Source organism: Parabacteroides sp. 52, assembly GCF_010500925.1.
Taxonomy (GTDB): Bacteria; Bacteroidota; Bacteroidia; order Bacteroidales; family Tannerellaceae; genus QVMG01.
Genome location: NZ_QVMG01000024.1, coordinates 1 through 19,957, shown reverse-complemented (window position 1 = coordinate 19,957; position 19,957 = coordinate 1). Strand labels below are relative to the sequence as shown.

Annotated in this window: 18 protein-coding genes and 1 tRNA gene; 4 read left to right on the top strand and 15 right to left on the bottom strand. The window is 43.6% G+C overall.

The genetic code is table 11. From position 1 onward, the window contains the following. The first annotated feature begins 177 nt into the window (after positions 1-177). The gene (locus D0T51_RS11220; protein WP_163729383.1) at positions 178-1,128 is read left to right on the top strand and encodes a sugar phosphate isomerase/epimerase; all 951 of its coding nucleotides are present in this window, start codon (positions 178-180) and stop codon (positions 1,126-1,128) included. An 82-nt stretch (positions 1,129-1,210) separates the two neighbouring features. Here D0T51_RS11220 and D0T51_RS11215 read toward each other — a convergent pair whose 3' ends face one another. From D0T51_RS11215 to D0T51_RS11200, 4 genes are all read right to left on the bottom strand, one after another. Further along, complete coding sequence (locus tag D0T51_RS11215; protein ID WP_163729380.1) at positions 1,211-2,239, bottom strand: 2-oxoacid:ferredoxin oxidoreductase subunit beta; 1,029 nt, start codon at positions 2,237-2,239, stop codon at positions 1,211-1,213. A 3-nt stretch (positions 2,240-2,242) separates the two neighbouring features. Further along, entirely contained in the window at positions 2,243-4,096 is a 1,854-nt protein-coding gene (locus D0T51_RS11210; RefSeq protein WP_163729378.1) for a 2-oxoacid:acceptor oxidoreductase subunit alpha, read from the bottom strand. 80 nt (positions 4,097-4,176) lie between these two features. Next, positions 4,177-5,385: an alanine dehydrogenase gene (locus tag D0T51_RS11205; RefSeq protein WP_163729376.1), complete on the bottom strand. Its 1,209-nt coding sequence runs from the start codon at positions 5,383-5,385 to the stop codon at positions 4,177-4,179. A gap of 6 nt (positions 5,386-5,391) precedes the next feature. Then, entirely contained in the window at positions 5,392-5,922 is a 531-nt protein-coding gene (locus D0T51_RS11200; RefSeq protein ID WP_163729374.1) for a shikimate kinase, read from the bottom strand. Positions 5,923-6,118: 196 nt separating this feature from the next. Here D0T51_RS11200 and prfB point away from each other — a divergent pair. Then, a protein-coding gene (gene prfB / locus D0T51_RS11195; RefSeq protein WP_163729372.1) for a peptide chain release factor 2 occupies positions 6,119-7,244 on the top strand; the annotation gives its coding sequence in 2 pieces (ribosomal slippage) (positions 6,119-6,181 and positions 6,183-7,244; 1,125 coding nt in all). 78 nt (positions 7,245-7,322) lie between these two features. Continuing rightward, positions 7,323-7,396 (top strand) — tRNA-Ile (locus tag D0T51_RS11190). Between the two features lie 578 nt (positions 7,397-7,974). Here D0T51_RS11190 and D0T51_RS11185 read toward each other — a convergent pair. Further along, a complete protein-coding gene (locus D0T51_RS11185) occupies positions 7,975-8,226 on the bottom strand; it encodes a hypothetical protein (protein WP_163729370.1) in 252 nt (83 codons plus the stop codon). Positions 8,227-8,250: 24 nt separating this feature from the next. After that, positions 8,251-8,388, bottom strand: coding sequence for a DUF4372 domain-containing protein (locus D0T51_RS11180; RefSeq protein WP_163729368.1), 138 nt, complete (start codon positions 8,386-8,388; stop codon positions 8,251-8,253). 308 nt (positions 8,389-8,696) lie between these two features. On the opposite strand from D0T51_RS11180, the gene D0T51_RS11175 reads away from it, so the two are divergent. Continuing rightward, positions 8,697-9,107 carry a hypothetical protein gene (locus D0T51_RS11175; protein ID WP_163729366.1) on the top strand — a complete coding sequence of 137 codons (411 nt, stop codon included), beginning with the start codon at positions 8,697-8,699 and terminating at the stop codon, positions 9,105-9,107. Between the two features lie 205 nt (positions 9,108-9,312). Here D0T51_RS11175 and sufD read toward each other — a convergent pair whose 3' ends face one another. From sufD to D0T51_RS11130, 9 genes are all read right to left on the bottom strand, one after another. Then, positions 9,313-10,656 carry a Fe-S cluster assembly protein SufD gene (gene sufD / locus D0T51_RS11170; protein WP_163729364.1) on the bottom strand — a complete coding sequence of 448 codons (1,344 nt, stop codon included), beginning with the start codon at positions 10,654-10,656 and terminating at the stop codon, positions 9,313-9,315. Between the two features lie 101 nt (positions 10,657-10,757). Beyond that, positions 10,758-11,504, bottom strand: coding sequence for a Fe-S cluster assembly ATPase SufC (sufC, locus tag D0T51_RS11165; protein ID WP_163729362.1), 747 nt, complete (start codon positions 11,502-11,504; stop codon positions 10,758-10,760). A 30-nt stretch (positions 11,505-11,534) separates the two neighbouring features. Further along, a complete protein-coding gene (locus tag D0T51_RS11160) occupies positions 11,535-12,254 on the bottom strand; it encodes a hypothetical protein (protein WP_163729359.1) in 720 nt (239 codons plus the stop codon). Then, complete coding sequence (gene sufB / locus D0T51_RS11155) at positions 12,251-13,696, bottom strand: Fe-S cluster assembly protein SufB (protein WP_163729357.1); 1,446 nt, start codon at positions 13,694-13,696, stop codon at positions 12,251-12,253. Before sufB ends, D0T51_RS11160 begins: the two co-directional genes overlap by 4 nt. A 25-nt stretch (positions 13,697-13,721) precedes the next feature. After that, on the bottom strand, positions 13,722-14,213 hold the full coding sequence (locus tag D0T51_RS11150) for a CvpA family protein (RefSeq protein WP_163729354.1): 492 nt from the start codon (positions 14,211-14,213) through the stop codon (positions 13,722-13,724). Between the two features lie 2 nt (positions 14,214-14,215). Next, positions 14,216-17,164: a translation initiation factor IF-2 gene (infB, locus tag D0T51_RS11145; RefSeq protein ID WP_163729352.1), complete on the bottom strand. Its 2,949-nt coding sequence runs from the start codon at positions 17,162-17,164 to the stop codon at positions 14,216-14,218. Between the two features lie 20 nt (positions 17,165-17,184). Continuing rightward, positions 17,185-18,447 (bottom strand): transcription termination factor NusA, encoded by a 1,263-nt coding sequence (nusA, locus tag D0T51_RS11140; RefSeq protein WP_163729351.1) that lies wholly within the window; start codon positions 18,445-18,447, stop codon positions 17,185-17,187. Positions 18,448-18,451: 4 nt separating this feature from the next. Then, on the bottom strand, positions 18,452-18,919 hold the full coding sequence (rimP, locus tag D0T51_RS11135; protein ID WP_163729349.1) for a ribosome assembly cofactor RimP: 468 nt from the start codon (positions 18,917-18,919) through the stop codon (positions 18,452-18,454). Between the two features lie 133 nt (positions 18,920-19,052). Further along, a complete protein-coding gene (locus tag D0T51_RS11130) occupies positions 19,053-19,523 on the bottom strand; it encodes a hypothetical protein (RefSeq protein WP_163729347.1) in 471 nt (156 codons plus the stop codon). Between the last annotated feature and the right edge of the window lie 434 nt (positions 19,524-19,957).

Below are 19,957 nucleotides of genomic sequence, written 5' to 3'. Positions count from 1 at the left end.
TCCTTTGAATTTCTTAATTTGAGGAAGAGGGAACTAACGATTAACGATGAGTGATTAGTGGTTAGTGAGGGGGGGGACTTCCTGCCTTTTGTGGAAGGCGCTGCAAAGTGGGAGAGTTGAGAAACTCAATATTTTTTCCTACTTTTGAAACCGATCAATTGTAAAAATAAAAAGACCATGACAAACAGAAGAGATTTCCTTCGAAAAGCCTCTCTCTTAACAGTAAGCGGGATGCTGGCTGGAAAAGCCGGACACGTAACAGCCAACACATTGGCGACTCATCATGCAGCGGCTTCCAAAATCATAGGATTACAGATTTATTCATTAGGTAGCGAATTACACGAAAATGTGCCTGCCGGAATGAAAAAAATCAAAAAAATGGGGTATTCCACCCTCGAATTAGCCGGATACAACAAAGGTAAAATCGGCAAAATCGACATGATGGAATTTAAAAAAATGGCAGAAGATGCAGGATTAAAAATTACCAGTACCCATGTAAACCCTCCTGTGCGGGAGTATTCACCCAAGAACAAAGGTGAAATCATGGAGTTCTGGAAAAAAGCAGCCGACGATCATGCAAAAATCGGGGTCACTTATCTTATCCAACCGGGGCAACCAGCTACACGCAGTACAGAAGAGGTGGCTTATGTAGGTGAGATTTTCAATGAAGCCGGTAAAATCGCAAAAGCGGCCGGTCTCTCTTTCGGCTATCACAACCATGACGGAGAATTTGCACGCGTAAAACCGGGAGGTACGGAAGCTGTCGCAGGACGCAGGGGCTTCGGGAAAGAGGTAAAAGGGATAGAAGTGATCTACGATGCAATGATAAAAAGCACAGATCCCTCTTTGGTTTTCTTCGAACTGGATGTATACTGGGCCGTTATGGGACAAGCCGATCCGGTTGAATACATGCGGAAATATGCCGACCGTATCCGGGTGCTTCATATCAAAGACCGCGCCGTATTGGGACAGACAGGCATGATGAATTTCGAAATGATCTTCAAACAAGCACGCGCCATAGGTATTAAAGACTACTTTGTTGAGTTAGAAAAATATAATGGCGGAACACAATTTGAAGGTGTGAAAGGATGTGCCAATTATCTGTTAAAAGCAAAATTTGTGAAATAACAGATGACAAGACATGAGAATAAAAAAGGGGCTGTCCAATTTCATTTTGGACAGCCCCTTTTTCTTTGTTTTATACGGCGGATTACTTAGAGTTGCCTTCTTTGACTTCCCACACTTCTCCTTGCATTAAAAGCTCTCTCAAGGTACGCGTTGGGTTCTTCGCTTGTACTTCAGCGATCTGTTTTTCCACCTCCTGGTCGTAGACCGGAGCTTCTACATCACGGATAACCCCTAAGGCTACCGGCATATCCCCTCCCATCAAACCGAGCATCATATGCAAGGTCAGGTCTTTCTCATGCGCATCGTGTACGAGTATATCATCCAAGGTATAACCGTCTTGCCCAATAGTTACGACTTTCAGTTTGAGTCCATCCAAGACAAGGCCTTTTTCATTTTCTTTGCCAAACAGCATCTTCTCACCATGACGGAGGAAAATCGTACGATCTGCCCGGTGTTCTTTATCGGTTATTTGTTTATGGATGCCATCATTAAAAATGACACAATTCACCAAAACCTCAACGACTGAGGTACCTTTATGGCGGGCAGCTTCCGTCAATACTGCTGTTGTATTTTTAAGATCCACATCTATCAGACGAGCAAAGAAGTTACCACGTGCTCCCAAGGTCAGTTCTGCCGGGATAAAGGGTTCCTCTACAGAACCATAAGGAGAACTCTTCGTCACAGCTCCTTTATCAGATGTCGGTGAATATTGTCCTTTGGTTAATCCGTATATCTTGTTATTGAAAAGTACGACATTAAGATCCACATTGCGACGAACAGCATGAATAAAATGGTTTCCACCAATAGCCAGGCAGTCTCCATCACCAGTCATTACCCACACGCTCAAATCCGGACGTGCCGTCTTTACCCCTGTAGCAATCGCTGCTGCCCGTCCATGAATCGTATGAAAACCATAAGAATTCATATAATAAGGCAAACGGGAAGAACAACCGATACCGGAGATCACAGCAATATCTTTCGGACATACGCCCAACTCAGCCATCGCCTTATGCATACAATTCAATACGGCATGGTCACCACAGCCCGGACACCAGCGAACATACTGATCACTTTTATAGTCTTTTGCCTGATATTTTAATTCGTTTTCCATCGTTTATGCCTCCAGTATTTTTGTAAATTCTTCAACCAATCTTGCAACAACAAAGGGTTGCCCTTTCACGCGATTAAATTTATAGGGATTAAATCCGGATATCTTACTACGCAGATAATTGGCAAACTGTCCTTTGTTTTGTTCAGCCACCACAACCTTCTTATATTTGCGCAACACCTCTTCTGCATTCTTCGGCAAGGGGCTGATGAATTTAAAGTGAGCCAAAGCGACCTTCTGTCCCTTTTCCTGCATTGTTTCCATGGCTTCATACAGATGCCCATAGGTTCCACCCCATCCGACAATCAACAAATCAGCATCTTTATCTCCTATCACTTCCAGGTCAGGGATAAATGTAGCAATCTTATCAATCTTAGCTTGGCGTGTTTCTACCATCTTCTGGTGATTGATAGGTTCCGTTGAAATAGCGCTGGTATCATAATCTTTCTCCAACCCACCGATACGATGAGCAGCCCCTTCCGTACCCGGTACAGCCCAATAACGGACCAAAGTATCCTGGTTACGGCGATAAGGTTTCCAGGGTTGTTCACCCTGATATTGATCTACATAGGGAGGTTTAATTTCCGGATATTTCTCCAGATCCGGCAATCTCCAGGCAGAAGAGCCGTTTGCAATATATGAATCTGTCAATAAAATAACCGGTGTCATATGTTCAACGGCTATTTTACCCGCCCAGAATGCTGCATCAAAACAATCAGTTGGTGTAGATGCTGCAATAACAACAACCGGGCTTTCTCCATTCCGTCCATAGAGTGCTTGCATAAGGTCTGTCTGTTCACTCTTTGTCGGCAAACCGGTAGACGGTCCTCCTCGCTGTACATCCACAATAACCAGGGGTAATTCGGCAATAACGGCCAATCCGACCGCTTCACTCTTCAATGCCAATCCGGGACCGGAAGTAGATGTAACCGCTAAAGCGCCGGCAAAACTGGCACCGATAGAAGTACAGATTCCAGCTATCTCATCTTCAAACTGAAGACCTTTTACGCCCAACTCTTTCCGGGCAGACAATTCATGTAATATGTCGGTTGCCGGTGTAATCGGGTAACTTCCCAGGAATAATTTCAATCCGGCTTTCTCTGCTGCAGCTATCAATCCATAAGATGTAGCCTTATTCCCATTAATATCCGTATAAAAGCCCGGTTCGGACTGCATACTCTCAATACGATACGTAGCAACACGGGCATGTATATTATTTCCGTAATTATAACCATCCGTAAGTGCCTTGATATTCGCTTTTGCAATGCCTGGCTTTTTCGAGAACTTATTTTCAAGCATATGCATGGCTCCATCCAATGGACGTTCAAACAACCAGCAAACAAGTCCCAAGGCAAACATATTCTTACTGCGCAAGGCCGTTTTATTATCCAGGCCAAATGCTGCCAGTCCCTCTTTCACCATAGATGAGATGGGAGCAGCCACAACTTGCACACTGGAAAGTCCCAATTCAGCAAAAGGGTCTTCGGTCTGAAACAACGCCTTCTCCAGATCATTCTTCTGGAAAGAATCCGTATCAATAATGACAATCGTATTCGGTTTCAAATATTTTACATTCACCTTCAACGCTGCCGGATTCATGGCGACCAAGACATCTGCCTTATCTCCCGGTGTGAAAATCTTACGGGAGCCCAAATGAACCTGGAATCCGGAGACACCACTCAAAGAACCTTGCGGAGCACGAATCTCTGCCGGAAAATCAGGAAATGTAGATATCTCATTCCCGAAAATAGCCGACAGATTGGAAAAGATTGTTCCGGTTAACTGCATTCCATCCCCCGAGTCTCCCGAGAAACGGACAACAACTTTGTCTAAAGTCGTCACTTTTGTCTGTTCTGTCATAATTTAACGCTTATCGCTCATTTGATTGAAATTGATGACAAAGTTAAGTAATAAACTTGGCAATTTCCTAACATTGTCGTCTAAAAGGCCGCCAAATAAATATCAATATTATTCGAACGCATATTAAAATAAGAAGAGACATATTCACTCACAGGTTTACCCATATACATGTATACGCCGTATTTAAAACCTTGTTTCGCCTTTATCATCGTCTGTATATTTCCTAAATCACCCAGCTCCAACAACATCGGCACGAATATATTACTCAAAGCCATAGATGTCGTACGGGCCACATGGTTGCTTATATTCTGTTTGCAATAATGAAGTACACCATATTGTTCGAAGACGGCTGCATCCGACGAAGACAAGCTGCATGTCGTCTCAAAACATCCGCCCTGATTGACTCTCAGATCAATGACCAGAGCACCCCGCTTCATTGTGCGGATCATCTCTTCTGCAATGACATAACGCCGGCGGGAATTGATATATCGCATCGCACCGATGACTACATCGGCTGTACGAAAAGCATTATGCAAAACGTTGGGATGAAAGGTGGAGGTAAAAAGCCCTTGCCCCAAAGCCTGTTGGATGGCACGCAACTTATTGATATCATCATCGAACACTTTCACGGAAGCCCCCAAAGCCAATGCAGCACGGGTAGCTACCGTACCGGCATTACCGGCACCGATAACAACAACTTCCGTAGGAGAAACACCGGGAATACCTCCCAACAAAATACCTTTCCCCCCTTGTGTATTACTCAACAGATCAGCAGCAATTGTTATAGCCGCCGTCCCTTCAATCTCTGAGATAATATTTAAAACAGGGAAACGTTGCCGATCGTCGGCTATCATCTCATACGCTATAGCCGTAATCCGCTTGGCAATCATCTGCTCATAAACTTCCTGGGCAAACAAATTCAGTTGTACCATAGAAAACAGGGTACTTCGGGGCTTCATCAAAGCCACCTCTGTCGGGTCGGGAGGGAGTATTTTCAACAGAATATCCGCTGCATAGACTTCTGTCGCTGTAACAATCTCAGCCCCTGCTTCCGCATAATGGTTATCCGAATAGTTAATGCCTAAACCCGCATCACTTTCGACCAATACCCGGTGTCCGCAATCCGTTAACATATCCACTGCTTCCGGAGTAAGAGCGACGCGACGCTCTCCGTCTATCTGCTCACGTGGGATACCTATCAAGATTCGATTATTCGCCTTGCCTATTTCTTTCAATAATTCTTGTGGGGCAAGACTGCCTTGCTTTTGCTTCCCTCCTGTTGTATTCATAATAGATCAATTTCCAGATATCCATTGGGATAACTCATGTGTTATGGATTGTATATCCTTTTCTGTTAACATCAATTCGGCATCAAAAATAAGGTGGGCTTGTTTATAAAAACCTTCACGCTTCTGCAAACTTTCTTCTATAAACAGTTTCAACTCTTCCCCCACCCTGCCTTTTAAGACAGGACGTACCTGCTTACCGACCTCCAGTCGTTTACTCAACTCCTCTACCGACACCTTCAGATAAATCGTTTTCCCACAGGCGTTCATATATTCCATATTATCGAAATAACAGGGAGCTCCTCCCCCAGTAGAGACCAACACATCCTCAAAAGCAGCCACCTCTTGTAACATCTTTTGTTCTATCTCCCGAAAAACAACTTCTCCCTTTTCCTGAAAAAGCTGACCTACCGTCTTGTGAAAACGAGCTTCGATATACCCATCCAGGTCAATGAAGGTTAAACCGGTTTGCTTGGCTAATTCCTTCCCCACTGTTGTTTTTCCGGCTCCCATATAACCTATCAAAAAAATGCGTTTCATCGTTTTTATCCAATAGTTTCTACAAATGTATGTTTTTTCCTGTTCATTCACAGAAAGTTCCCGCGTTTTATTTATTTACATCCTCCATTTGATTTCCTAAACAACCAAGGCCCCTCCTACTTCATTTATCCGACGATTTAATAGGCTCTCCCTGATTTTTTATGTACTTTTGCCCCAAATTTAAAAGAAGAAAATCATGATCACATCAGACCAACTACAGAATGTATTGGAGCGCGAGCAAGCGCTGAGGGGGTACCTTTGACATCGATGGAAAGACCATCCAGCTAGAAGAAGAGGAACTTCGCACCCAAGACCCCACCTTTTGGGAAGACAACAAACGGGCGGAAGCTCAAATGAAGGTAGTAAAAGAATTAAAAAAATGGATTGAGTTATACAACGAAGTCAAATCCGCTGCCGAAGAATTAGAGCTCGCTTACGAATATACCAAAGAAGGTATCACCTCGGAAGAAGAGGTTGATGCTACCTATAGCAAAGCCATCGAACTGGTTGAAAACCTCGAATCCCGCAATATGCTCCGTCAGGAAGCAGATTCCCTGGGTTGTATCCTGAAGATAAACTCTGGCGCAGGAGGTACGGAAAGCCAGGACTGGGCATCCATGCTGATGCGTATGTATATTCGTTGGGGAGAAGCAAACAACCACAAGGTGAGTGTCAGCAACCTGCAAGAAGGCGACGAGGCTGGCATCAAAACGGTGACCATGCAGATTGAAGGGGATTATGCCTACGGCTACCTGAAAGGGGAAAATGGCGTGCACCGTCTTGTTCGCGTCTCTCCCTACAATGCACAGGGCAAACGCATGACCTCTTTTGCCTCCGTCTTTGTCACTCCTTTGGTTGACGATACAATAGAGATTGAGATCAATCCGGCCGACTATACCTGGGACACGTTCCGTTCGGGAGGCGCCGGGGGACAAAATGTAAATAAGGTGGAGACTGGTGTGCGTCTTCGCTACAATTACAAAGATCCGGATACGGGTGAAACCCGCGAAATCCTGATTGAAAATACGGAGAGCCGCTCTCAATTGGGTAACCGCGAAAATGCCATGCGCCTGTTACGCTCCATGTTATATGATATGGAATTGCAAAAACGCATGGCGGAACAACAAAAGGTGGAAGCCGGTAAAAAGAAAATCGAATGGGGTTCACAGATCCGCAGTTATGTATTCGATGACCGCCGGGTAAAAGACCATCGTACCAATTACCAAACCTCCGACGTGAACGGAGTGATGGATGGCAAAATCGACGGTTTCATCAAGGCTTACCTGATGGAGTTCGGAGGCGAAGCAGCGGCAGAAAAATAAATATTTTCCTCTCCGTCTCTTGCAAGAACCGATTAAATGTCGTAATATTGCACCCGATTTCAGAACAACCTTCTGACCGGTCCTATAGCTCAGTTGGTTAGAGCACCTGACTCATAATCAGGGAGTCCTTGGTTCAAGCCCAAGTGGGACCACACTAAAAAGAAACAACCGGCTATTTATCAGCAAGATAAACAGTCGGTTGTTTTTTTGGTGCCCAATTGAGTGTCTGAAAGTCAGATCAATCCAGGACATTTCCCTAAACGGGTCACCCTGAAAAGTTGGGATCAATCAGAAAAGCCGGTTGGTAGAAAGACAAATGGGATATCTTAATTGGCAAACAGATTACTTCAAACCTTCTTTATTTCTAATTTTATGATTGTAAACTATCGATATACAGATCTTTATGTATAAGAATATATGTGCATAACTATTGTATCCAATAGAACATCTTCTATAAATAAGTTTGATTGAAATTTTACCAACCGGATTTTCAGCTTGATCCGAAATAGGGGAAGAAAAAAGTTCAGTCAAATAGTATTGTCCCGTCCTAAAATTGGTTGTCAGCTTAGATTGTCAAAGTTTCGAAAGACATATGGGGAAATTCTATTGTCGATAGCTATCGGCAGTACTGTTGATAATTATCGACAGTACTGTTGACAGCTATCAACAGTACTGCCGACGATCGTCGACAGTAAAATTCCCCACCTTAATGACTTATCAGAAAACAGGCTTACAACTGTCGAATCAAAGGCGTATAACTTATCAAATGATGTCTCTTCAATCCGCTGACCGAGAAAAGAGGCTTGAAATACTCGATCAGGACAAAATAGATATCACGGAACAGTTCATTCGATCTATCACATAAATCATCTCTGACAGTATTCTTAGTTGGAAAAGAATCTATTCCGAAATAACTCAATTCACCTTTCAAAGTCTGCTTCTCGGCACATACTTCACTCATGAAGACAACGACTATAGACATAGGACACATCGTCACAAGCTGCGTTCACGAAGTGAAGCGATTGTAATAACGATCCGATTTATGTTTGCGGGCAAGTATATCAAACTTCTTTGAGGGCAGTAAATCTATCATTTGTTTGAAAATTAGCTGAATGACTAATTTTTTCCCACCATCTTTATCCATGTCGTTTATTTTTTGGTGGTACAACAAATCTACGACTTTAGGGATAAATTCAAAAGGAGGTAGCCTCTTTATTCAAAATCCCAGTCGGTTAATAGTAATTTCTAATTAAATTTTTTGTTCAAAAAAAAGTATTATTTATCTTTACATTTTTTATGAAATAATATTAATTAGTACAAATAACAAATTCAGTGAATGCGTTTAAAGATATTGTTTATTTATATTACAATAAGACTTTACATTCCTCACGCATTCTTTATTTAAAAATTATCTTTTGAAGGGGGAAACAAAAGAAAACAACAAATTTCAGCATGAAAAATTTTAGCAAATTTTGGTTAATCCTATTTATTGTTGGATTATGCAGTTGCAATTCTTACAAAGGAATGCAAGGTCCTTCTTCACGAGTTGATTTCAACAAAAACGATTTCAATTTTTCCGAACAAGTCTCCGCAAAAGCTACCACAGTTAGAATTTTCGGTATAGATTGGGCTTCTATTTTTAATACAAAAACCGGGAATTTTAGCAATTCCATCATTTCCTCCTTTTCATTTCCTTTAATAGATAAAACAGCAAATAAAGCGATATATAAGGTTTTGGAACAAAATCCGAATTATGACGTCGTATTTTTTCCTTCTATTGAAACAAAACGAAAAGGTATTCCTTTTATTTTCACCAAAAAAGAAGCTATTGTAAAGACTAAATTAGCAAAAATAAAAGAATAAGATTTTTTTAACAAAAAGAAGCCACCTCAAATCTATTTTTGAGACGGCTTCTTTTTTTTATGAAAAAGTAAATTTTCAATCTATAAAAATACCGATATTAGAAAAAATACCTGAGAACTTCAAAGAAGTTAGTAAATGAACTTCATGTTCATTTGTGTAAAATCCATAAGAGTCAATTAGTATACTTTTATTATAGAGGGAATCATCAATTACACATACTACATCCGGAGCATTTGGCCAGTTCTCCCCGGAACCGTTTCTCCACTAATTTGTGCAAACGATCTTTCAGTATGTCCAGGCGTACGTGATCCACTACATCAGCCATAAAAGCAACACTCAACAACATACGAGCTTCTTCCTCCGGGATGCCTCGGCTACGCATATAAAAAAGGGCATTTTCATCCAACTGTCCGGTGGTCATGCCGTGCGAACATTTCACATCATCTGCATAAATCTCAAGCTGTGGTTTACTAAAAACACGGGCTTCCCGTTTCAGACAAAGATTGCGATTGGTTTGATAAGCCTGCGTCTTCTGCGCATCTTGTTTTACCAAGATACGTCCGCTGAAGATACCCGTCGCATGATCATCTAATACATTCTTCACCAATTCCGTACTGGTACAATAAGGAACCGCATGGGTGATGTGACTATACGTATCCACCTGTTGCCCTTTGTCCAGAACTGACATCGCACAAAGAGTGGTTTCCGCCTGTTCGCCGTTGAGCTCGATATAATAGTTATTCCGGCTCAGTCCATTGTGCAAAGTGATGCCATTGACAAGGACATTCGAGGAAGCGTTCTGTTTGACATGCACCGAAGAGAAGCGGGTAGTCGATTCGCTGCTTTCTTCTAAATCATAATAATCAAAAACAGCCCCTTCTTCTGCAAAGATCTCCACCACCTGTGTCGTAAGGAATTTTACCTCATCCATACTATGGTCACAGACCAATAGTTTGGCTTCCGCATGCGCTTCGAGAATAACCAAGACACGACGATTAGCCATTGTATCCACATCACTACGGGAAATGTTCACCAACTGAATGGGGCGATCGACAACCACCGATTTAGGTACATAGATCACAAATCCGTCTTGTGCCAACATCGTATTCAAAGCAATGATGCCGTCTTTATCGCTTGTGGCCGCCTTCCCGTAATACCGGGAGGCAATCTCCGGAAACTTTTCAGTGAAACTTTTCAGTCCGCCCACATACACTCCTTCGGGTAATAAACCTTTGGTTTGTTCTTTCTGATAGAAAGTATCATTGATAATGAAATAAAGCGCTGTGCTCAGATTAGGCACATCGCAATGAAAGACATCATAAGGGTTTACCGGAATGGCAAGTCGGTTGATATTGATCCCATAATCGGGGGCAAAAGCCTGGGCCACATCCGTATGCCGGTAGTCTTCACTCCCTACTAAAGGGAAGCCCAAACGTTCAAAATTCGCCAGCGCCTCTGTACGTAAAGCATTCATCACAGGCGTGCTATACTTACACACCAGATTCTCATATTCCGTAAATAGTTCTATATATTGTTGTTCAGCTTTCACGTTATCTACTTGTAACTTGTCAATATAAATTGGAACTTATCGTAAACAGGCTAAAACCACCCATGAATTACTCATTTACAATTTATAATTAACCATTAATATCATTCGTTTTCTTTCAACCAGTCGTATCCTTTCTCTTCCAGTTCGAGAGCCAACTCGGCACCTCCGCTTTTCACGATACGTCCTTTATAAAGAACATGTACAAAATCGGGCTTAATATAGTCCAACAAACGTTGATAGTGTGTGATCACAATCGCTGCATTATCTGGGGTACGCAACTGATTTACTCCATTGGCTACCACCCGGAGCGCATCAATATCCAGTCCACTGTCCGTCTCATCCAGGATAGCCAATTTGGGTTCCAACATCGCCATCTGGAAGATTTCATTTCTTTTCTTCTCTCCCCCGGAGAAACCTTCATTCACCGAGCGGCTGGCCAATTTATTATCCAGTTCCACGATGGCACGTTTTTCCCGCATCAGCTTCAGAAAGTCGGTAGCTGAAATCGGATCCAGTTTTTTATATTTCCGGTGTTCATTCAAAGCAGCCCGCATGAAATTCACCATGCTGACACCCGGTATCTCCACAGGATACTGAAAACTGAGAAAGACACCTTCCCGGCTACGGTCTTCGGGAGAGAGTTCAAACAGGTTCTTTCCATTGAATTTCACTTCTCCTCCTGTCACCTCAAAAGCCGGATTACCAACCAACACGCTGCTCAGAGTGCTTTTGCCAGAACCATTCGGCCCCATAATGGCATGTATCTCTCCTGCGTTTACCGTAAGATTGATCCCCTTTAATATTTCTTTGCCATTGATACTGGCATGTAAGTCTTTTATATCTAACATAATTCTGTATATTACTTCTTATCTACCCAATCAATAATAATACCAATCGGGAAAGAGCATGTTTGCTAAAATACTCAATAAATTCATTCCATCTTGCGATGTCACCCGGAAAGGGAATGTGATTTTCACACCCAACCCTAAATAGTGATGCATCCCTTTGTCTTTCATAGTATAGGGGTTCATTCGCCCGTCCGACACTGTCAGTGTTGTCTTCGAATGAACTCCCATCCAAAAATTATATTCCGCAACAAAAGCTACGGAGGAGAATATATAAAACTCAGCCCCTATACCCGGAGCAAATGATAAACGTGGGTTCCGGCTATCCTGATAACGGGAATAAGAATCATAAGTGAAATGCGTATATTCCCGATGATCGCTCCAATTGATCTGAGTAGAAGCCGACAGATAAGGTTGAACAACAAAGTCAGGATGAATAAAATACTTCTTCACCCCTAATTGCAGCCCCTCCATCGTACGGTCGCCTTCCCCGTAACTCATCTCCGTCCGGAAATAACCGGCTTGCAGATTCCATTTCCGGGGCAGATAAATTTCTCCGGTCAAAAGAACACCACCTCCCCCGTTTCCGGTGGAAATACCGGACGGATTACTGGTCAACAGCGGTTTCACGATGACTCCTCCGGAGTATCTTAATGCCCATTTCCTATCTCCTTCTTGTGCTTGTAAGGTTCCGGACAAAAAAATGAAACCGATCAAGAAAAACAGGATATATAATTTATTTCGTTCTTTCATCCGACACTTCCTTCCAAGGATATAGTCAATAACTTTTGTGCTTCCACAGCAAACTCCATCGGCAGTTTGTTCATTACCTCTTTCGCATACCCGTTGACGATGAGACCGACAGCCTCTTCTACCGAGATACCGCGTTGCTGGCAGTAGAACAATTGCTCTTCACTGATCTTACTCGTGGTCGCCTCATGCTCTATCACGGCTGTTTCATTCTGAATATCGGTATACGGATAGGTATGTGCTCCCGATGTAGAGCTCAACAGAAGACTGTCGCACTGACTATGATTACGAGCCCCTTCCGCATGCGGAGAGACCTTTACCAACCCCCGGTAACTGTTTTGGCTATGACCGGCCGAGATACCTTTGGAGACAATCCGGCTTTTGGTATTCTTTCCCAAATGAATCATTTTTGTTCCCGTATCTGCCTGTTGGTAATTATTTGTTACGGCTACCGAATAGAACTCACCGACCGAATTGTCGCCGGCCAGGATACAACTGGGATACTTCCAAGTAATCGCCGAGCCAGTCTCTACCTGTGTCCAGGATATTTTACTACTCTCTCCTTTACACACCCCCCGCTTGGTCACAAAGTTATAAATCCCTCCTTTGCCTTCCTTATCTCCCGGGTACCAGTTCTGCACGGTAGAATATTTGACCTCTGCCCGTTCATGCACCACAATCTCTACGATAGCTGCATGCAACTGGTTTTCGTCCCGCATCGGTGCCGTACATCCTTCCAGGTAGCTGACATAGGCATCGTCATCCGCTACGATCAACGTCCGTTCAAACTGTCCGGTATTGGCAGCATTGATACGGAAATAGGTGCTTAACTCCATCGGACAACGTATGCCTTTGGGAATATATACGAACGAACCGTCCGAAAATACAGCCGTATTCAATGCAGCAAAAAAGTTATCCCGGTAGCTAACCACCGATCCCAGGTATTTCTTGACCAAATCAGGATAATCCTGAACAGCCTCACTGAAAGAGCAAAAAATAATACCCTTTTCAGCCAAGGTCTCTTTAAATGTCGTTTTCACCGACACACTATCCATCACGGCATCCACGGCCATACCGGCTAACTGTGCCCGTTCATGCAAAGGAATACCCAGTTTATCGAAGGTCTTCAACAGTTCGGGATCCACTTCATCCATACTCTTAGGACCCTCTTTCTTTTTGGGAGCAGCATAATAGATGATATCCTGATAATCGATCGGAGGAATGTTCAAGTGTGCCCAGTCCGGCATTTCCAATGTTTGCCAATACCGAAAAGCCTTCAGACGTAATTCCAATAACCATTCCGGTTCCTTTTTCTTGGCAGAGATGATACGCACAGTATCTTCGTCGAGTCCCCGCCGGATGATCTCTGTATCTATATCGGTAACAAAACCGTACTTATAGTCCGTATTGGTTACCTCATTTATAATGGCATTTGAGTCTTGCATAAATTATCACCTTTTTCATACAGGGTTAATTCCCTGTAATAAATAAGTTATGAGGAAAAATGGTTGGAACGATTTCTTTCACCGGATCATACAAACGGGAGGCCGCTTTAGCCTGTGAGGAAATGCATACAGCATGTTTATCCACCTGTTCTATCAAGTTGAAAGCAAGACTGAGAAAAAGCAGCATTACCAGGATACCGAACACTCCTCCCAGTAGATGATTTAGTATACTAAGCGGTGTGGCTCCTATCACGCGGTGCACGATCTCACCGGCCAGTAACAAAAGGCCTACAATAACCAAGAATCCTAACACATAACTCACAACCGTAATACTTTCCGGAGGAAACACCCCCCAGCCTATAATGTATTCTTTCAGCCAGACGGCGGCTTTTCCGCAAAAGAAAATACCAGCCCCTAAGGCTATAAGTGAAACAACCTGTTTGATGATTCCATCAAACAGGCCTTTCACAATTCCTATCCCTGCTAGACATACTATGACAATGTCCAACCAGTTCATTCTTATAATGTTTTCTTTATTTCTGTCTCTTCGTATGCTTCCACGATATCACCTACTTGTATATCGTTGAAGTTTTTAATGTTCAGACCGCAATCCTGTCCGGAAACCACCTCTTTCACATCGTCCTTGAAACGTTTGAGTGATTCCAGTTCGCCGGAATGAATCACGATACCGTCACGGATCAGGCGCACTTTATTGCTTCGTTTGATCTTTCCTTCGCGTACCAAACAACCGGCAATCGTACCCACTTTCGTGATCTTAAATACCTGTTGTACTTCTACGTTGGCTGTGATCTCTTCCCTGATTTCCGGTGAAAGCATACCTTCCATTGCACTCTTCACCTCTTCTATCGCATCGTAGATAATAGAGTAAAGACGTATTTCGACACCTTCTTTATCGGCATTCCTGCGAGCTGCCTGAGAAGGACGCACCTGGAAACCAATGATGATTGCATTCGATGCAGCAGCCAATACAACATCCGATTCGGAAATCTGTCCGACTGCCTTATGAATCACATTCACCTGTATCTCTTCAGTAGACAGACGAATCAATGAGTCGGCCAAGGCTTCCACCGAACCGTCCACGTCTCCTTTCACAATCACATTCAATTCCTGGAAGTTACCCACAGCAATACGGCGACCGATATCATCCAATGTCAACATCTTCTGTGTACGTAAACCCAATTCACGTTGCAATTGTTCCCGACGGGTTGCGATTTCACGCGCTTCCTGTTCTGTTTCCAACACATTGAATGTATCTCCAGCCTGAGGAGCTCCGTTCAAACCGAGAATCAATACCGGTTCGGAAGGACCGGCCTGCTCTACCCGTTGGTTACGTTCATTAAACATGGCTTTGATACGGCCATGATGCGTTCCTGCCAAAACGATGTCACCCATCTTCAAGGTACCGTTCTCTATCAATACAGTAGATACATATCCACGTCCCTTATCCAGGGAAGATTCGATGATAGAACCGACAGCCCGCTTGGTTGGGTTCGCTTTCAGATCTAAGAGATCGGCTTCCAATAATACCTTTTCCAAGAGTTCTTCGATACCCAGACCTTTCTTGGCTGAGATCTCCTGGCTTTGGTATTTACCTCCCCAGTCTTCTACCAGGTAGTTCATATTGGCCAATTCCTCTTTGATCTTATCTACATTGGCACCCGGCTTATCGATCTTATTGATGGCAAAAACAATAGGTACACCGGCAGCAGAAGCGTGATTGATTGCTTCAATGGTCTGCGGCATCACACTGTCGTCAGCTGCCACAATAATGATAGCGATATCCGTCACTTTGGCACCACGGGCACGCATCGCCGTAAAGGCTTCGTGACCCGGTGTATCCAGGAAGGTGATCCGTCGCCCGTTGGCGATCTTCACATTATAAGCTCCGATATGCTGGGTAATACCTCCGGCCTCACCGGCGATTACGTTCGCACTACGGATATTATCGAGCAAAGAGGTTTTACCGTGGTCTACGTGTCCCATCACCGTTACGATCGGTGGACGCGCTACCCAGTCCTCTTCGTTATCATATTCTTCATCAGCCTTGATTGCTTCCACAACCTCCGCACTTACATATTCGGTTTTAAACCCGAACTCTTCGGCTACGATATTAATCGTTTCCGCATCCAAGCGTTGATTGATAGAAACCATGATACCGATAGACATACAGGTCGCAATAACTTGTGTTACCGGAACATTCATCATGTTTGCCAGGTCGTTTGCCGTCACGAACTCGGTCAGCTTCAACACCTTGCTTTGCATTTCTTCCTGTTCGAGCAATTCGTTTTCACGTTTTACCGCAGCATCGCGTTTATCCCGGCGATACTTAGCCCCTTTGCCTTTATTCCCTTTATTGGTAAGGCGAGCCAAGGTTTCTTTGATCTGCTTTTGTACATCTTCCTCGTTCACCTCCGCTTTCACCGGACGTTTCAAACGCGGATTGTTATTGCGGTGGTTGTTGTCCCGGTTTTGTACCGGACGGGCATTGGTTCCCGGTGTATTATTGATATCAATACGGTCTTTCTTGATCCGGTTACGTTTTTTCTTCGCATCGGCACCTCCTTCGCCGGCCTTTACAGGGGCAGCAAGAGGTCTTCCACCGGGACCCGTCCCTTTAAGGGCTGGGTTCGCACTTCCCGCTCTGTTGCCTACCACCTTATTCTTTTCGTCCCGTTCTTTCCGCTTTTCTTCTTTCGATTTTTTCTTCGGACGAGTCGATTGATTCAAGGCTGTCAGGTCAATCCGGCCGGTAACCTTTATATTGGATTCAATCTTAGTAGTATTCAACCGGAAGGGTGTATTATCCTTTTCTTCTACTTCTTCGTTCGTTCCCTGAACAGAAGAGTCGGCAGCCGGTGCAGGCTTTACCTCTTTTTCTTCTTTATGATATTCCACTTTTTCTTCCTTCGGAATAACTACTTCTATTTTTTCTTCTTTCTTCTCTACAACCACTTCTTTCGGTGGCACAGGTGCAGCCTGGGGTTGCACAACCGGTTCTTCCGGTTGTATATGTACTTCCCGTGGAGTCTCTTCCACTTTAACAGGTTCTTCTTTTTTTACGACAGGAATAGGAACTTCCACCACCGGTTCATTCACCTCTTTCGGTTCCTCTACGGCTTTCTTGGGTTGTTCCAGATCGATATGTCCTTTCGTTACAAATTTCGGTTTGAATTCATCCGGAACCACTGTTTTTAACACCTCCGGTTCTTCTTCCTTCTTAGGGGTTTCCGGCTTTTCTCTTTGCGGACGTGGAGGAGATAACAACATATTTCGTTCACTTTCCGACAAATCTTTCCCAAACTCCTTTACGAGCAAAGCATACTGTTCATCACTGATCCGAGTATTGGGATTATCCTCAATCTCATGACCTTTTTTGTGCAGGAACTCCACAGCCGTGTTCATCCCCACGTTTAATTTTCTCTGTACTTGAATTAATTTTATAGGCATATCTAACTTTGTCGTAATACTTATTGTTCTTCATCTTCAAATTCGGCAGACAAGATCGCAAGCAAATCGTCGACAGTCTGTTCTTCCAGGTCGGCACGCTCTATAATCTCACTCCGGCTCATTGCAAGCACAGATTTTGCCGTGTAGCAACCGATATTCTTTAATGCTTCGATCACCCAGCCATCTATTTCATCTGTAAATTCATCCAGATAAATATCTTCTTCGTCGGCTCCGTCGACATCACGGAACACATCTATCGTATATTCTGTCAACATACAAGCCAATTTGATATTCAAACCGCCTTTACCAATTGCCAGAGAAACCTCTTCCGGACGCAGATAGACTTCCGCTTTCCGTTCTTCTTCTGTCACACGGATAGAAGAAACTTTCGCCGGACTTAAGGAACGTTGAATAAACAAAGATACATTGGTTGTATAATTGATCACATCTATATTTTCGTTCCGCAACTCCCGAACGATTCCATGAATACGTGATCCTTTCATCCCTACACAAGCCCCTACCGGGTCGATGCGATCGTCGTACGATTCGACAGCCACCTTGGCACGTTCTCCGGGTATACGGGCAATCGCTTTGATCGTGATCAGCCCATCATTAATTTCCGGCACCTCCAGTTCGAACAAACGTTGCAGGAACGTTTTATCCGTACGGGAAAGTATAATTTTCGGATTGTTATTGTAGTTATCTACCCGCAAAACCACCGCACGAACGGTATCTCCTTTTTTGAAAAAGTCCGAAGGGATCTGTTCTGTCTTGGGCAGTAACAACTCATTGCCTTCGTCATCCAACAGCAAGATCTCTTTCTTGAACGACTGATATACATCGGCTGTAATAATCGTCCCGATACGATCCCGGTATTTTGCGTATAAATTATCTTTTTGTAATTCCAATATCTTAGAAGCCAGTGTCTGGCGTAAGTTCAAGATAGCACGGCGACCAAATTTGGCAAAATGGACTTCATCCGTCACCTCTTCCCCTACTTCACAGTCGGGGTCAATCGTACGGGCCTCTGTCAACGTAAGCTCCAGGTTCGGATCTTCCAACTCTTCATCGGCAACCACTGTACGGTTTCTCCAAATCTCAAAGTCTCCTTTTTCCGGGTTAATAATTACGTCATAATTTTCATCAGTACCAAACATCTTAGCAATTACATTCCGGAAGGATTCTTCCAAAACGCTTATCATCGTATCTTTATCGATATTTTTCAGTTCCTTAAATTCCGCAAGGGTATCGATCATACTGATAGTTTCCTCTTTCTTGGCCATAATCTTACTTGAATCTTATTAAGTATTTTATATATTTTATCTCGTCGTATGTATAGGATTGATCTTCTTGTACGGTTATCTTCCGCTTGGCTCCCTCGGGTTTTACCTGCTTCTCCAAGGTCACCACGATACCTTGTTCATCGGCAGCTTTCAATACAGCATTTTGCTTGACCCCACTTTTCAACAACATCTCTACTTCATTGCCTATATTCTTTATATATTGGCGAAGCACTTTAAAAGGAGAGGTTATTCCTGCCGAGCCAACCTCTAATTCATAGTCTTCCACTTCACGATCCAGGTGCGACTCCACATAACGGCTCAAAGCCACACAGTCGTCAATACTCACCGCTTCGTCATTGTCTATCTCTACTACAATAAGGTTGCCAGGCTTGATTACGACATCCACCAGAAAGTTATCTGTCGATGCCATTCCCTCTTCTACCAACTGACAAACCAAACTCTTATCAATCATATACGTATAGTTATAACAGAAGGAGGGGACGACCCCGCCCCCTCCTCAACTTCTCTTAATCGGAGGCAAATATACAAAAAAATCCATGAGTTCCCAAAAAATTGTAATAAAATGAAGATGAGGGAAAAGAGGCTTATCTCTGTTCCCCCGTATCAATGATGGCTCTTCCGTTTATATCCTGCAACTCTTCGGGCATAAACAGCCGCCCACGGATGCGCCTGCATACGGTCTCTATCCGCAGAGAGGGAGCAAACGCCAACAAAAAACAGAAAACAAAGTGCCTATCCGAAGCCTTTTGCTTTTCACCCTTCTCGATCAACGCCAATAAACGGGCGGCCAAGATGGTATCCATAAAAGAATAAGACAGTTGCCCCAATAGGTTCTGGCGCAGGAAGTCAAGGAAGCCCTGCCGGTCATGTTGCACCAGCCGTTTGAGAAAGCGCTGATGAGCCGTCGACAACTCCTGCCAATGCAATAACCCCAACATATATGCATGGGCATAATAGTGTGTTACTTCTTCCGGAGAAAGGTTTTTCATTTTTTCTTTAAACAAACGGACAGAAGGGTCCTGCCCTTTGAACAAGGTTTTTAGTTTATTTTCCATAATCAGATTGGGCGAGGTTTGGTTAAGTGTCCTCTACCACTGCCAAAGCCCGTTGACCACCACCTTCCGGCAAGCTGCAATACGGGCGCTATCTCCCTCTGGGAAAGGGAAGGTTATAGCGCAAATAAAAAAAGAGGCGTCACCCCTTACAGGCAACACCCCCCCTTTTTTTAATTGAAAGTTGAAAATTGAAAATTGAAAATGCTTTCTTAGCAATCTTCGATTCGTTAATCATTCATCGTTAATCCCTATTTCCACTTCTTTCTCATTTTCAATTTTCAACTTTCAATTTTCAATTAGTTTCAGTTTTTAACTGAAACTTTCCCTTTCGTCCCATCGCTCAGTGTCACGATATACAGTCCTTCCGGCATGTAGATCTGCGTTTCGCCTTCCGATATAGCGCGGTCGATAAGGACACGGCCGGTGAAGGTGAT

Excerpts from the sequence above, each read along its gene's own strand:
- D0T51_RS11220 (WP_163729383.1), top strand. The coding sequence starts at position 178 with ATGACAAACAGAAGAGATTTCCTTCGAAAAGCCTCTCTCTTAACAGTA.
- D0T51_RS11215 (WP_163729380.1), bottom strand. The coding sequence starts at position 2,239 with ATGGAAAACGAATTAAAATATCAGGCAAAAGACTATAAAAGTGATCAG.
- D0T51_RS11210 (WP_163729378.1), bottom strand. The coding sequence starts at position 4,096 with ATGACAGAACAGACAAAAGTGACGACTTTAGACAAAGTTGTTGTCCGT.
- D0T51_RS11205 (WP_163729376.1), bottom strand. The coding sequence starts at position 5,385 with ATGAATACAACAGGAGGGAAGCAAAAGCAAGGCAGTCTTGCCCCACAA.
- D0T51_RS11200 (WP_163729374.1), bottom strand. The coding sequence starts at position 5,922 with ATGAAACGCATTTTTTTGATAGGTTATATGGGAGCCGGAAAAACAACA.
- D0T51_RS11185 (WP_163729370.1), bottom strand. The coding sequence starts at position 8,226 with ATGTCTATAGTCGTTGTCTTCATGAGTGAAGTATGTGCCGAGAAGCAG.
- D0T51_RS11180 (WP_163729368.1), bottom strand. The coding sequence starts at position 8,388 with ATGGATAAAGATGGTGGGAAAAAATTAGTCATTCAGCTAATTTTCAAA.
- D0T51_RS11175 (WP_163729366.1), top strand. The coding sequence starts at position 8,697 with ATGAAAAATTTTAGCAAATTTTGGTTAATCCTATTTATTGTTGGATTA.
- sufC (WP_163729362.1), bottom strand. The coding sequence starts at position 11,504 with ATGTTAGATATAAAAGACTTACATGCCAGTATCAATGGCAAAGAAATA.
- D0T51_RS11160 (WP_163729359.1), bottom strand. The coding sequence starts at position 12,254 with ATGAAAGAACGAAATAAATTATATATCCTGTTTTTCTTGATCGGTTTC.
- sufB (WP_163729357.1), bottom strand. The coding sequence starts at position 13,696 with ATGCAAGACTCAAATGCCATTATAAATGAGGTAACCAATACGGACTAT.
- D0T51_RS11150 (WP_163729354.1), bottom strand. The coding sequence starts at position 14,213 with ATGAACTGGTTGGACATTGTCATAGTATGTCTAGCAGGGATAGGAATT.
- infB (WP_163729352.1), bottom strand. The coding sequence starts at position 17,164 with ATGCCTATAAAATTAATTCAAGTACAGAGAAAATTAAACGTGGGGATG.
- nusA (WP_163729351.1), bottom strand. The coding sequence starts at position 18,447 with ATGGCCAAGAAAGAGGAAACTATCAGTATGATCGATACCCTTGCGGAA.
- rimP (WP_163729349.1), bottom strand. The coding sequence starts at position 18,919 with ATGATTGATAAGAGTTTGGTTTGTCAGTTGGTAGAAGAGGGAATGGCA.
- D0T51_RS11130 (WP_163729347.1), bottom strand. The coding sequence starts at position 19,523 with ATGGAAAATAAACTAAAAACCTTGTTCAAAGGGCAGGACCCTTCTGTC.